1 rRNA gene is annotated in these 247 nt (G+C 58.3%); it reads left to right on the top strand.

The window, feature by feature from the left end:
- Positions 1-247, top strand: a 16S ribosomal RNA gene (locus ACTHS3_RS18380); the annotation flags it as partial.

The following is a 247-nucleotide window of genomic DNA, read 5'->3' as shown; positions in this document are numbered from 1 at the left end:
CCGCGTGAGGGATGACGGCCTTCGGGTTGTAAACCTCTTTCAGTACCGACGAAGCGAAAGTGACGGTAGGTACAGAAGAAGCACCGGCCAACTACGTGCCAGCAGCCGCGGTAATACGTAGGGTGCGAGCGTTGTCCGGAATTATTGGGCGTAAAGAGCTTGTAGGCGGTTTGTCGCGTCTGCCGTGAAAATCCGGGGCTCAACCCCGGACTTGCGGTGGGTACGGGCAGACTAGAGTGTGGTAGGG

Source organism: Neisseria sp. P0009.S007 (assembly GCF_051962515.1).
The sequence above is the reverse complement of the archived record's forward strand: the minus strand, read 5'-3'. Positions and strand labels throughout refer to the sequence as shown.